This window comes from Streptococcus oralis (assembly GCF_016028255.1).
Taxonomy (GTDB): domain Bacteria; phylum Bacillota; class Bacilli; order Lactobacillales; family Streptococcaceae; genus Streptococcus; species Streptococcus oralis_AC.
Genome location: NZ_CP065707.1, coordinates 381,708 through 394,314, shown reverse-complemented (window position 1 = coordinate 394,314; position 12,607 = coordinate 381,708). Strand labels below are relative to the sequence as shown.

Annotated in this window: 12 protein-coding genes; 9 read left to right on the top strand and 3 right to left on the bottom strand. The window is 38.6% G+C overall.

All coding sequences use genetic code 11. The annotated features are described in order from the left end of the window. Positions 1-27: 27 nt before the first annotated feature. Positions 28-1,650: an ATP-binding cassette domain-containing protein gene (locus I6G42_RS01905; protein ID WP_000958774.1), complete on the bottom strand. Its 1,623-nt coding sequence runs from the start codon at positions 1,648-1,650 to the stop codon at positions 28-30. A 195-nt stretch (positions 1,651-1,845) separates the two neighbouring features. Between I6G42_RS01905 and trpS the strand changes: the two genes are divergently transcribed. Beyond that, positions 1,846-2,874 (top strand): tryptophan--tRNA ligase, encoded by a 1,029-nt coding sequence (trpS, locus tag I6G42_RS01900; RefSeq protein WP_038804775.1) that lies wholly within the window; start codon positions 1,846-1,848, stop codon positions 2,872-2,874. Between the two features lie 159 nt (positions 2,875-3,033). After that, entirely contained in the window at positions 3,034-4,512 is a 1,479-nt protein-coding gene (gene guaB / locus I6G42_RS01895) for an IMP dehydrogenase (RefSeq protein WP_000073416.1), read from the top strand. A gap of 52 nt (positions 4,513-4,564) precedes the next feature. On the opposite strand, the gene recF is transcribed toward guaB, so the two are convergent. Together recF and yaaA are read right to left on the bottom strand one after the other, a co-directional pair. Next, entirely contained in the window at positions 4,565-5,662 is a 1,098-nt protein-coding gene (recF, locus tag I6G42_RS01890; protein WP_038804774.1) for a DNA replication/repair protein RecF, read from the bottom strand. A 2-nt stretch (positions 5,663-5,664) separates the two neighbouring features. Continuing rightward, on the bottom strand, positions 5,665-6,033 hold the full coding sequence (gene yaaA, locus I6G42_RS01885; protein ID WP_038804773.1) for a S4 domain-containing protein YaaA: 369 nt from the start codon (positions 6,031-6,033) through the stop codon (positions 5,665-5,667). A 160-nt stretch (positions 6,034-6,193) separates the two neighbouring features. On the opposite strand from yaaA, the gene yfmF reads away from it, so the two are divergent. The 7 genes from yfmF to I6G42_RS01850 are packed head-to-tail and all read left to right on the top strand — an operon-like array spanning position 6,194 to position 12,575. Further along, positions 6,194-7,444, top strand: coding sequence for an EF-P 5-aminopentanol modification-associated protein YfmF (gene yfmF / locus I6G42_RS01880; protein WP_038804772.1), 1,251 nt, complete (start codon positions 6,194-6,196; stop codon positions 7,442-7,444). Continuing rightward, on the top strand, positions 7,441-8,724 hold the full coding sequence (yfmH, locus tag I6G42_RS01875) for an EF-P 5-aminopentanol modification-associated protein YfmH (protein ID WP_038804771.1): 1,284 nt from the start codon (positions 7,441-7,443) through the stop codon (positions 8,722-8,724). The genes yfmF and yfmH overlap by 4 nt, the downstream gene beginning before the upstream one ends. 35 nt (positions 8,725-8,759) lie before the next feature. Next, complete coding sequence (rodZ, locus tag I6G42_RS01870; protein ID WP_038804770.1) at positions 8,760-9,584, top strand: cytoskeleton protein RodZ; 825 nt, start codon at positions 8,760-8,762, stop codon at positions 9,582-9,584. Between the two features lie 10 nt (positions 9,585-9,594). Then, on the top strand, positions 9,595-10,140 hold the full coding sequence (pgsA, locus tag I6G42_RS01865; RefSeq protein ID WP_000712147.1) for a CDP-diacylglycerol--glycerol-3-phosphate 3-phosphatidyltransferase: 546 nt from the start codon (positions 9,595-9,597) through the stop codon (positions 10,138-10,140). Further along, complete coding sequence (locus I6G42_RS01860) at positions 10,137-10,964, top strand: energy-coupling factor ABC transporter ATP-binding protein (RefSeq protein WP_038804769.1); 828 nt, start codon at positions 10,137-10,139, stop codon at positions 10,962-10,964. Before pgsA ends, I6G42_RS01860 begins: the two co-directional genes overlap by 4 nt. Continuing rightward, on the top strand, positions 10,949-11,788 hold the full coding sequence (locus tag I6G42_RS01855; RefSeq protein WP_038804768.1) for an energy-coupling factor transporter ATPase: 840 nt from the start codon (positions 10,949-10,951) through the stop codon (positions 11,786-11,788). Before I6G42_RS01860 ends, I6G42_RS01855 begins: the two co-directional genes overlap by 16 nt. Beyond that, positions 11,781-12,575: an energy-coupling factor transporter transmembrane component T family protein gene (locus I6G42_RS01850; RefSeq protein WP_038804767.1), complete on the top strand. Its 795-nt coding sequence runs from the start codon at positions 11,781-11,783 to the stop codon at positions 12,573-12,575. Before I6G42_RS01855 ends, I6G42_RS01850 begins: the two co-directional genes overlap by 8 nt. Positions 12,576-12,607 lie beyond the last annotated feature (32 nt).

Sequence of the window (12,607 nt, the reverse complement as noted above, 5' to 3'; positions counted from 1 at the left end):
TAACCAAACTGAGTTTTGAAGTCTTATTTAATCTTTCCAAAGTTCTTTAACTTTTGCTTGTACTTCTGCATTTTCTAGGAATTCATCGTAGGTTTCATCGATACGATCAATGACGCCATTTTTTGACAAAACAATGATATGGTTTGCCAAAGTTTGAATGAACTCGTGGTCATGGCTGGCAAAGATGATTGATTCTTTAAAGTTTTTCAATCCATCGTTCAAGCTTGAAATAGATTCCAAATCCAAGTGATTTGTTGGATCATCAAGTACAAGGACATTTGATTTCAAGAGCATAAGTTTTGAAAGCATGACACGTACTTTTTCTCCCCCTGACAAGACGTTTACAGGTTTGTTAACCTCATCACCAGAGAAGAGCATACGACCAAGGAAACCACGTAGGAAGGTATTGTCATCTTCTTCTTTACTTGCAAATTGACGCAACCAGTCAAGGATTGACTCTCCCCCTGCAAAATCAGCCGAGTTGTCTTTTGGCAAGTAAGAACGGCTAGTAGTAACTCCCCACTTGACAGTTCCTTCATAGTCGATGTCACCCATAATTGCACGAATTAATGCAGTCGTTTGGATGTCATTTTGTCCAATAAGAGCTGTCTTATCACCTGGACGCAAGATGAAACTAATATTATCTAGGATAGTTTCACCATCAATCTTTACAGTTAGATTTTCTACTGTCAAGAGATCATTACCAATCTCACGCTCTGCTTTAAAGTTGATAAATGGATATTTACGGCTAGATGGCACAATTTCTTCTAGTTCAATCTTGTCAAGCATTTTTTTACGAGACGTTGCCTGTCTTGACTTAGAAGCGTTGGCAGAGAATCGAGCAACGAATTCTTGTAATTGTTTAATTTTTTCTTCCGCTTTGGCATTGCGGTCTGCTAGCAATTTAGCAGCAAGCTCAGAAGATTCCTTCCAGAAGTCGTAGTTTCCGACATAGAGTTTGATTTTTCCAAAGTCAAGGTCAGCCATGTGGGTACATACTTTGTTTAAGAAGTGGCGGTCATGGGATACAACGATAACGGTGTTATCAAAGTCAATCAAGAAGTCTTCTAACCAAGTAATAGACTGGATATCAAGACCGTTGGTCGGCTCGTCCAAGAGAAGAACATCAGGTTTACCAAATAAGGCTTTAGCAAGGAGAACCTTCACTTTTTCACCATTGGCCAATTCGCTCATGTTTTGGTAGTGCAATTCTTCTGGAATATTTAGGTTTTGAAGTAGTTGAGATGCTTCGCTCTCTGCCTCCCAACCTCCAAGTTCGGCAAATTCACCTTCGAGTTCAGCTGCACGAACACCATCTTCATCGGAAAAATCTTCCTTCATGTAAATAGCATCTTTTTCCTTCATGATGCTATAAAGTTTTTCATTTCCCATAATGACGACATCAATAGCACGTTCATCTTCATAGTCAAAGTGATTTTGACGGAGGACAGAGAGACGTTCATCTGGACCAAGAGAGATGTGACCAGTTGTTGGCTCGATATCACCAGCTAAGATTTTTAAGAATGTAGACTTCCCAGCACCATTAGCACCAATTAATCCGTATGTATTTCCTTCTGTAAATTTGATATTGACATCATCAAAAAGTTTGCGATCACTAAAACGTAGTGAAACATCAGATACTGTAAGCAATGTTTTTCTCCTATAATATGTAATACATTTATTCTACTAGAAAAGAGAGAAATATTCAAATTTTTGTTTGTCAATTTTGTGTCAATTAAGTTTACAGGTTTATTTACAATGAGTTAGTTGTTTGATTTAAATAATTTTCTGTTATTTTAACAAAAAAATGCTATAATTGAAGAGACCATTTCGAAGGAGAAAAAAATGACGAAACCTATTATTTTAACAGGAGATCGCCCAACAGGAAAACTGCATATTGGACATTATGTTGGGAGTCTTAAAAATAGAGTATTGCTGCAGGAAGAAGACAAGTATGACATGTTTGTTTTTTTGGCGGACCAACAAGCCTTGACAGATCACGCCAAAGACCCTCAAACGATTGTAGAATCGATTGGTAATGTTGCCTTGGATTACCTAGCAGTTGGATTGGATCCAAGTAAATCAACCATCTTTATTCAAAGTCAGATTCCAGAGTTAGCTGAACTGTCTATGTACTATATGAATTTGGTGTCACTAGCACGTTTAGAGCGCAATCCTACAGTGAAAACAGAGATTGCTCAGAAAGGGTTTGGAGAAAGTATTCCGACAGGATTTTTGGTTTATCCGATTGCGCAAGCAGCAGATATTACTGCCTTCAAAGCTAATTATGTTCCTGTTGGGACAGATCAGAAACCAATGATTGAGCAAACTCGCGAGATTGTTCGTTCCTTCAATAATGCTTATAACTGTGATGTCTTGGTGGAACCGGAAGGTATTTATCCAGAAAATGAGAGAGCAGGGCGTTTGCCTGGTTTAGATGGAAATGCCAAGATGTCTAAATCCCTTAATAATGGTATTTATCTAGCTGATGATGCGGATACGTTGCGTAAAAAAGTCATGAGCATGTATACTGATCCGAACCATATTCGAGTCGAGGATCCAGGTAAGATTGAAGGAAATATGGTTTTCCATTATCTAGATGTGTTTGGTCGTCCTGAAGATGCTCAAGACATTGCAGAGATGAAAGAACACTATCAACATGGTGGTCTTGGCGATGTGAAGACGAAGCGTTATCTACTTGAAATACTCGAATGCGAACTTGGTCCTATTCGTGAGCGCCGTATCGAATTTGCTAAGGATATGGGAGAAGTGTACAATATGCTTCAAAAAGGTAGTGAGAAAGCGCGTGAGGTTGCGGGGCAAACTCTATCTGAAGTTAAGGGAGCAATGGGACTAAATTATTTTAAATTATAGATAAAATATGAATCGTAAAACTATCTCTTCCATAGGATCACAGGGATAGTTTTTTTATGATTTCTACCATAAATATAATTGACAAATTTTCATAGAATGGTATGATAGATACAATACAAAAAGAGTCAAGCTCAAAAAGAAAGAAAAGAGGAAACTTCAATGTCTAATTGGGATACTAAATTTTTAAAAAAAGGTTTTACCTTTGATGATGTATTGCTCATTCCAGCAGAAAGTCATGTGTTGCCTAATGATGCAGATTTAACAACAAAATTGGCAGATAATCTGACTTTAAATATCCCAATTATAACAGCCGCCATGGATACAGTCACAGAAAGTCAAATGGCTATTGCCATTGCTCGTGCGGGTGGTCTTGGAGTAATCCATAAAAATATGTCTATTGCGCAACAGGCAGATGAAGTTCGCAAGGTAAAACGTTCTGAAAATGGTGTTATTATTGATCCATTCTTCTTGACTCCAGAACACACTATTGCTGAAGCAGATGAACTGATGGGACGTTACCGTATCAGTGGTGTTCCAGTTGTGGAAACACTTGAAAATCGTAAATTGGTTGGTATTTTAACAAACCGAGATCTTCGCTTTATTTCAGACTACAATCAGCCAATCTCAAACCATATGACTAGTGAAAATCTTGTTACTGCTCCTGTTGGTACAGACCTTGCAACAGCTGAAAGCATTCTTCAAGAACACCGTATTGAAAAACTTCCTTTGGTTGATGAAGAAGGTCGTCTTTCTGGTTTGATTACTATCAAAGATATTGAAAAAGTGATTGAGTTTCCAAATGCTGCTAAAGATGAGTTTGGTCGTCTCTTAGTTGCAGGTGCAGTAGGTGTTACTTCAGATACATTTGAACGTGCCGAAGCCCTTTTTGAAGCAGGAGCGGATGCCATTGTTATTGATACTGCCCATGGTCACTCTGCTGGTGTTCTACGTAAAATCGCTGAAATTCGTGCTCACTTCCCAGACCGCACTTTGATTGCTGGAAATATTGCCACTGCAGAAGGTGCGCGTGCTCTTTATGATGCAGGTGTAGATGTTGTCAAAGTCGGTATTGGACCAGGTTCTATCTGTACTACTCGTGTGATTGCAGGGGTTGGTGTCCCACAAGTGACAGCAATCTATGATGCAGCAGCAGTTGCGCGTGAATATGGAAAAACAATCATTGCTGATGGTGGAATCAAGTATTCTGGAGATATTGTAAAAGCCCTTGCTGCAGGTGGAAATGCGGTTATGCTTGGATCAATGTTTGCTGGAACAGACGAAGCACCAGGTGAAACGGAAATCTTCCAAGGACGTAAGTTTAAAACTTACCGTGGTATGGGATCAATCGCTGCAATGAAGAAAGGTTCAAGTGACCGTTACTTCCAAGGTTCTGTCAATGAAGCAAACAAACTTGTTCCAGAAGGAATTGAAGGTCGTGTTGCCTATAAAGGCGCAGCAGCTGATATTGTCTTCCAAATGATTGGTGGTATTCGCTCTGGTATGGGTTACTGTGGCGCAGCTAACCTTAAAGAATTGCACGACAACGCTCAATTTATTGAAATGTCTGGGGCTGGTCTAAAAGAAAGCCATCCTCATGATGTACAAATCACTAATGAAGCGCCAAACTACTCTATGTAAGAAGTAAAAAAGAACTCCTGAATTTCAGGAGTTCTTTTTGTTTACAAAGTTGTCAATTTAGATTTACAGATACTTTACCATTTTGGATATTGAAGATACTAAGATTTTCAGGCAAGTTTTGTAAGTGGTCTAAACTTGTTGTTGTGATAAATGTTTGGATAGAGTGAGAAATAGTTTCTAGTAATTTTAGTTGCCGTGTATTGTCAAGTTCGCTCATAACATCATCAAGCAGTAGTATCGGAGACTCGTTTGTAATACTTTCCATTAGCTCAATCTCTGCTAGTTTGATAGAAAGTACTAGACTACGATGTTGACCTTGACTTCCAAAACTAGCATCCATACCATTGATATAAAAAGAAATATCATCTCGATGAGGGCCAACACCAGTATTCTTTTTAAATAAGTCTCTTGATCTACTTTTTTCTAAAGCCATTTTAAAAGAATCCATTAACAGTTCTTCATCAGTAAAGTTGACAGATGATTGATAAGATATTGACAGTTCTTCTAATTGATTTGAAATTTCTAAGTGTTTTTTTTGACCAAATGTCTCTAGGTCTTTAATGAATTTTATCCGATGCTTTATAACGCGACAACCATACTCTACCAACTGATCATCTAAGACTGACAGAAATGTTTCATCAATCTTATGGCTAGATTTTAGGTAGGTATTTCTCTGCTTGAGTATATGGTTGTAGTTTGACAGGTCTGACAAGTAGATTGGTTTAATTTGTCCCAGTTCAATGTCTATAAATTTTCGACGGACAGAAGGTGCTCCCTTAATTAACTGGAGATCTTCAGGTGCAAAGAGGACCACATTCATATGTCCAATGTAGTCTGAGAGGCGAGCTTGTTTTAAGTGATTGACTTTAGTCACACGCCCTTTTGGTGTTAAATCAATTTCTAGAGGTATAGAGCTTGTTTTTTTCTGTAGCAAGCCAGAAAGATGGAGTTGTTCTTCATCAAAATGAATGAGATTTTTATCTGTTCGAGTACGATGGCTGCGTGTTAAGGCCAAGAAATAGATTGCTTCTAGAATATTGGTTTTTCCTTGCGCATTTTGACCCAAAAAGACGTTTAATTTTGGATTAAAATCAATTTTCGTCTCTTTGTAGTTTCGAAAGGTTTTTATTGTTAAATGTTGGAGCCACATGATTATCTTCCTGGAAAACGTGGAGCTTGTTTGGTTTTAGGTGATAAAGTGGTTTTTTGTTTTTCTTTCTTTACACCCTTGTTCATCTCTTTGACAAGTTTAGCAATTCGCTCTTTTTCAATCTTATCTGTTTGGTATTCTTCTTGCTCTTTTAAACTTGGTTGTGTCAAGGTGATGTCAATTTTTAAATCAGGGATGCCAATCGTATCTCCAATACGGATTTTTTTCCCACGTCTACTTTCTAATTCACCATTAAAGTAAACTTGATGCTCTATTAGAAAGGATTTGATAGCACCGCCGCTTTGTATAATTCCAAGCTCTTTTAGGAGGGCTTGGAGCGTAATAAATTCTTCAAATAATTTGTATTCCATAATTCACCTCAATCTAAGGTATTATACCATATTTTCCCTGAAATAACTGAAGGAAAGTCAGTCAAAATGAAAACGATTTTACTTTTGAAAGCTATAAAGAGAACAAGAAAAATTTTGATTTTCGTGGTATAATAGAACTCTATATGTAAGGAGGTAAGGTATGGAGTTGGTGTCTGAAATTTCAGCACATTTTATTCAATCCAAAAAGTTTAAAACAAATAAAATCACTATTCGTTTTACTGCTCCCTTATCTCTTGAGACAATAGCGGGACGCATGTTAAGTGCAAGTATGTTGGAAACTGCCAATAAAGCTTACCCAACATCTCAAGCTTTTCGCAGATACTTGGCAAGTTTATATGGAACAGATATTTCTACGAGTGCTTATCGTAGGGGACAGGTACATATTCTTGACCTAACATTTACCTATGTGAGGGATGATTTTTTAAGTAAAAAGAATGTCTTGACTTCTCAAATTTTTGAACTGGTGAGACAGACTTTATTTGCCCCCTTAGCTCAAGATGGTGCTTTTGAGCCAGCCTTATTTGAAATTGAAAGAAAACAGTTATTGGCTAGTTTAGCTACTGATATGGATGATTCATTTTATTTTGCTCATAAGGAATTGGATAACTTGTTCTTTCATGATGAACGTCTTCAATTGAGATATAGTGATTTACGAAATCGCATTTCAAATGAGTCTCCGGGAAGTAGCTACACTTGCTTTCAAGATGCTCTCAACAAAGATCGGATTGATTTCTTTTTCTTAGGTGATTTTAATGAAGTTGAAGTGGAGGAGTGGTTGAGATCATTCTCCTTTACAGGGCGTCAAATCGATGTCAAGCCTCAGTACCAACAACCATATTCAAATGTCCTTCGGGAAGGAATGATTCGTAAGAATGTGGGCCAATCCGTTTTGGAATTGGCTTACCATTGTTCTACGAGCTATGGAGACAAGCATCATTTAGCCATGGTAGTAATGAATGGTCTGTTAGGTGGTTTTGCTCACTCTAAGCTTTTTACAAATGTTCGGGAAAATGCTGGTCTAGCCTACACTATCTCCAGTCAATTGGATTTATTTAGTGGTCAATTGAGGATGTATGCTGGCATTGATCGGGAAAATCGTAATCAAGCAAGAAAATTGATGAATCATCAATTACTTGAACTAAAAAAAGGTAATTTTACAGATTTGGAGATTGAACAGACTAAGGAGATGATTCGCAGAACCTTGTTGCTTGCGCAAGATAGTCAGAGCTCACTAATCGAGCGAGTTTACTTGAATAGTTTGTTAGGGAAATCTACATCAGATTTTTACAGTTGGATTGAAAAATTAAATCAAGTTGATAAAGAAGCTATCTGCAAAGCAGCAAATAGTGTTCGGTTACAAGCGATATACTTTATGGAAGGAATAGAATGACACCAGTTACCTTTGAAGAAAAATACTATCCTGCTGTAAAGGAGACGGTTTATCAGACTCGTCTATCAAATGGATTGACAGTGTCTCTCCTTCCTAAGAAACAATTTAATGAAGTTTACGGAGTTGTAACAGTTCGATTTGGATCAGTAGATACAAGCTTTACACTATCTAAAAAAGGTTTACAGTGTTATCTAGCTGGAATTGCACATTTTCTTGAACATAAACTATTTGAGAGAGAAAATGCTGAAGATATTATGGAGTCTTTTACACGCTTGGGAGCTGATAGCAATGCTTTTACGAGTTTTACAAAGACGAGCTATTTGTTTTCAACAATAGATCATTTATCAGAAAATTTGGATTTGCTTGAGGAGTTGGTAACAGTTGCTCATTTTACAGAAGAGTCAGTTGAGCGAGAGAGGGAAATTATCCAACAGGAACGTGAGATGTACCAAGATGATCCAGATTCGCGTCTGTTTTTTGCAACATTAGCAAATCTTTATCCCAATACTCCTCTGGCAGCAGATATTGTTGGAAGTGAAAAGTCAATTAACAATATCCAGCTAAATGACTTAAAAAATAACTTTACAGCCTTTTACAAACCTGTAAATATGTCTTTGTTTTTAGTTGGGAATTTTGATGTAGATACAGTTGAGAACTATTTTTTGCAAAAGAAACTTAGAAACTTGGAAGAAATGGTAGTAAGGAAGGAGAAGCTTACTTTACAAGCTGTCAAAGAAACAGATAGCCTTCGGATGGAGGTTTCTTCTCCAAAACTTGCTGTTGGAATTAGGGGAACAGGTGAGGTGGCAGAGGCAGATTGCTACCGTTATAATGTTTTGCTAAAATTATTGTTTACGATGCTGTTTGGTTGGACTTCTGAGCGATTTCAAAAGTTATATGAGACAGGGAAGTTGGATGCGTCATTGTCACTTGAGGTTGAAGTCAACAGTCGCTTTCATTTTGTGATGTTGACGATGGAAACGAAAGAACCTGTTTCTTTGTCTCATCAATTTCGAAAGGCTATTCGCAACTTTACGAAAGATTCAGATCTTACAGAGGAACATCTCGATCTTGTTAAGAGTGAGATGTTTGGGGAATTTTTTAGTAGTATGAACTCCTTGGAGTTTATTGCGACACAGTATGAACCAGTCGACAGAGGAGAAACTATTTTGGATTTACCAAAAATTTTACAAGAAATTACTTTAGACGATGTTCTTGAAGCAGGTCATCGTTTGATAGATGATGGTGATCTAGTTGATTTTACAATCTTTCCAGCTTAAAAGATAAGTAACCTTAGAAAGAAGGAATGCTAAGTATGAGAAAAAAAACAATTGGTGAGGTTCTGCGTTTAGCCAGAATTAATCAGGGATTGAGTATAGAAGAACTGCAGACAAAAACGGATATTCAGATGAATTTATTAGAGGCTATGGAGGCTGATGATTTTGATCAACTTCCTAGTCCCTTTTATGCTCGTTCTTTTTTAAGAAAATATGCCTGGGCGGTTGAATTGGACGAGCGAATCATTTTGGATGCCTATGATTCGGGAAGCATGATTACCTACGAAGAGGTAGATGTTGATGAAGAAGACTTGTCTGGTCGCAGACGATCAAATAAGAAAAAAACGTCTTATCTCCCCTTGTTTTATTTCGTTCTATTTGCTTTGTCGATTTTAATTTTTGTAACTTATTATGTTTGGAATTATATCCAGACTCAACCAACGCGTCCTTCTTCGCCTAATTATAGTATTGTGAGCTCAACTAGTTCAACAACCTCATCTAGTTCATCTTCTAGTAGTCAGACGTCTAGCCCATCTTCTACTACGGAATCAACTATTACAGTGTCAGGCGAAGGGAACCGCATTGAAGCTCGGTATAAAACGAGTAAGGAAACCGCTACTGTTCAGCTGGCAGTTTCGGATGTAACTAGCTGGGTTAGTGTTTCAGGAAGCGAGCTAGAGGGTGGTGTGACACTATCCGCAGACAATAAAAATGCAAAAACAACAGTTTCAACTAAGAATCCCGTTACTATCACCTTAGGTGTAGTGAAGGGAGTTACTGTGACTGTAGATAATCAAACAGTTGATACTTCCAAGTTGACGACTCAGACTGGAACTGTAACACTTACATTCACTACAGACTAAGGAAGAAACAATGAAAAAAGAACAAATCCCTAATGTATTAACAATTGGTAGAATTCTCTTTATACCTCTCTTTATTCTTATTTTGACTTTGGGCCATTCACAAGGCAGTCACTTGCTGGCAGCAATCATCTTTGCAGTTGCTAGTATAACGGATTATCTCGATGGCTATCTTGCTCGTAAATGGAATGTAGTCAGCAACTTTGGAAAGTTTGCTGATCCGATGGCGGATAAGTTGCTGGTTATGTCAGCTTTTATCATGTTGATTGAGTTAGGTATGGCTCCAGCTTGGGTTGTTGCTATTATCATCTGTCGTGAACTTGCGGTGACCGGCCTACGGCTGTTGCTCGTTGAGACGGGAGGAACCGTTCTAGCAGCAGCGATGCCAGGGAAAATCAAGACCTTTAGTCAGATGTTTGCCATTATCTTTTTGCTCTTACATTGGGATTTAATTGGTCAACTGTTGCTTTATATAGCTTTATTTTTCACTATCTACTCTGGTTATGATTATTTCAAGGGTAGCGCTCATGTATTCAAAGGGACATTTGGTTCGAAATGAAATCGATTATTGAAGTAAAAGATCTGTCTTTTCGTTACAAAGAAGATCAGGGTTATTATGATGTTAATAATGTCTCGTTTCACGTGAAACGTGGAGAATGGCTTTCGATTGTAGGTCATAATGGGAGTGGGAAATCGACAACTATCCGTTTGATTGATGGCTTGCTTGAAGCAGAGTCTGGAGAAATCTGGATAGATGGCCAACTGCTGTCTTCTGAGAATGTTTGGGACTTGCGTCGTCAAATTGGTATGGTTTTTCAAAATCCAGATAACCAGTTTGTGGGCGCAACTGTTGAAGATGATGTCGCCTTTGGTTTAGAAAATCAGGGACTTCCTCGTGAAGAAATGAAGAAGAGAGTGGCTGATTCTTTGGAGTTGGTAGGGATGCTGGACTTTAAGAAGAGAGAACCAGCTCGTTTATCTGGTGGACAAAAACAGCGTGTGGCTATTGCGGGAGTTGTTGCCCTGAGGCCAGCTATTTTAATTCTGGACGAGGCTACAAGTATGTTGGATCCCGAGGGCCGCAGAGAACTGATTCAGACAGTTCAAGAGATTCGAAAAGACCACCAGATGACAGTCGTCTCCATTACACATGACTTAGAAGAAGTTGCGATGAGTGACCGTGTCTTGGTCATGAAAAAAGGCCAAGTGGAGTCAACCAGCAACCCAAGAGAACTTTTTTCTCGGGCTGACCTTGACCAGATAGGGTTAGATGAGCCTTTTACTAATCAATTGAGAGAATCTTTGAGAGAGGCTGGCTATCAGTTGCCGGATGGCTATTTGACAGAAGGAGAGCTAGAGGACAAGTTATGGGAATTACTCTAGAAAATGTGAGCTTTACCTATCAAGAGGGGACTCCCCTATCTTCATCAGCCTTGACTGATGTTTCTTTGACGATTGAGGATGGCTCCTATACAGCTTTAGTAGGGCACACAGGTAGTGGGAAATCGACAATCTTACAGCTTTTAAATGGTCTATTGGTTCCAAGTAAGGGTTCTGTTCGAGTTTTCGATACCGTCATTACCCCTACATCAACCAATAAAGAAATTCGTCTGATTCGAAAGCAGGTTGGTCTAGTGTTTCAATTTGCTGAAAATCAGATTTTCGAAGAGACTGTTTTGAAAGATGTTGCGTTTGGACCACAAAATTTTGGAGTTTCTGAGGAAGAGGCCAAGAAAATTGCGCGTGAAAAGTTAGCCTTGGTGGGCATCGATGAGTCACTCTTTGAGAGAAGTCCATTTGAACTTTCGGGTGGCCAGATGAGACGTGTGGCTATAGCGGGTATGCTAGCCATGGAGCCAACTGTCTTGGTTTTGGATGAGCCGACAGCAGGCCTAGATCCTCTGGGCAGAAAAGAATTGATGACCCTGTTTAAAAAACTTCACCTTTCTGGAATGACAATTGTTCTGGTAACGCATTTGATGGATGATGTAGCTGAGTATGCTGATCAGGTTTACGTTATGGAAAAGGGGAGCTTAGTCAAAAGTGGTAAACCGAGCGAAGTTTTCCAAGATGTAGCCTTTATGGAAAATGTGCAGTTAGGTGTGCCTAAAATCACAGCCTTTTGCAAACGTTTGGCAGATAGAGGTATAGCTTTTAAAAAACTGCCAATCAAGATAGAGGAGTTTAAGGAGTCGCTAAATGGATAGTATGATTTTAGGGCGTTATATACCAGGAGATTCCATTATTCATCGCTTGGATCCCCGTAGTAAATTGCTTGCTATGATCCTGTTGATTTTGATTGTATTTTGGGCCAATAATCCCCTTGCCAATCTAATTCTTTTTGTAGCGACAGGTATATTTATCGCTTTGTCGGGCGTTTCTCTCTCATTTTTCGTTCAGGGATTAAAGTCCATGTTCTTCTTGATTGCCTTTACGACTCTATTTCAACTCTTTTTCATTTCAAGTGGAAATGTCTTATTTGAGTTTTCTTTTATAAGAATAACGGATTATGCTTTGCAACAAGCGGGAATCATTTTCTGTCGTTTTGTGTTGATTATTTTCTTTTCAACCTTGCTGACATTAACGACCATGCCTTTGAGTCTGGCAGCTGCAGTTGAAGCTCTTTTAGCACCGCTGAAACGCGTGAAAGTTCCCGTTCATGAAATTGGTCTCATGTTATCAATGAGTTTGCGTTTTGTTCCAACCTTGATGGATGACACGACGCGAATTATGAATGCTCAGAAAGCTCGTGGAGTTGACTTTGGTGAGGGAAGCATCGTTCAAAAAGTAAAGGCTATGATTCCGATTTTAATTCCTCTTTTTGCTACGAGCTTAAAGCGTGCAGATTCATTGGCAATAGCCATGGAAGCTCGTGGTTATCAGGGAGGAAAGGGTAGAAGTCAGTATAGACAGTTGAGATGGAGTCAAAAGGATACACTGGCAATTCTTGTGATTCTGGTGCTGGGATGTCTCTTATTTTTCTTAAAATCTTAGTGGATTCGTAAGATTGATAAAAAATCACAGTA

Coding starts and splice junctions, on each gene's coding strand:
- pgsA (WP_000712147.1), top strand. CDS start 9,595: ATGAAAAAAGAACAAATCCCTAATGTATTAACAATTGGTAGAATTCTC.
- yaaA (WP_038804773.1), bottom strand. CDS start 6,033: ATGGAATACAAATTATTTGAAGAATTTATTACGCTCCAAGCCCTCCTA.
- I6G42_RS01855 (WP_038804768.1), top strand. CDS start 10,949: ATGGGAATTACTCTAGAAAATGTGAGCTTTACCTATCAAGAGGGGACT.
- trpS (WP_038804775.1), top strand. CDS start 1,846: ATGACGAAACCTATTATTTTAACAGGAGATCGCCCAACAGGAAAACTG.
- I6G42_RS01850 (WP_038804767.1), top strand. CDS start 11,781: ATGGATAGTATGATTTTAGGGCGTTATATACCAGGAGATTCCATTATT.
- yfmF (WP_038804772.1), top strand. CDS start 6,194: ATGGAGTTGGTGTCTGAAATTTCAGCACATTTTATTCAATCCAAAAAG.
- yfmH (WP_038804771.1), top strand. CDS start 7,441: ATGACACCAGTTACCTTTGAAGAAAAATACTATCCTGCTGTAAAGGAG.
- I6G42_RS01860 (WP_038804769.1), top strand. CDS start 10,137: ATGAAATCGATTATTGAAGTAAAAGATCTGTCTTTTCGTTACAAAGAA.
- recF (WP_038804774.1), bottom strand. CDS start 5,662: ATGTGGCTCCAACATTTAACAATAAAAACCTTTCGAAACTACAAAGAG.
- rodZ (WP_038804770.1), top strand. CDS start 8,760: ATGAGAAAAAAAACAATTGGTGAGGTTCTGCGTTTAGCCAGAATTAAT.
- guaB (WP_000073416.1), top strand. CDS start 3,034: ATGTCTAATTGGGATACTAAATTTTTAAAAAAAGGTTTTACCTTTGAT.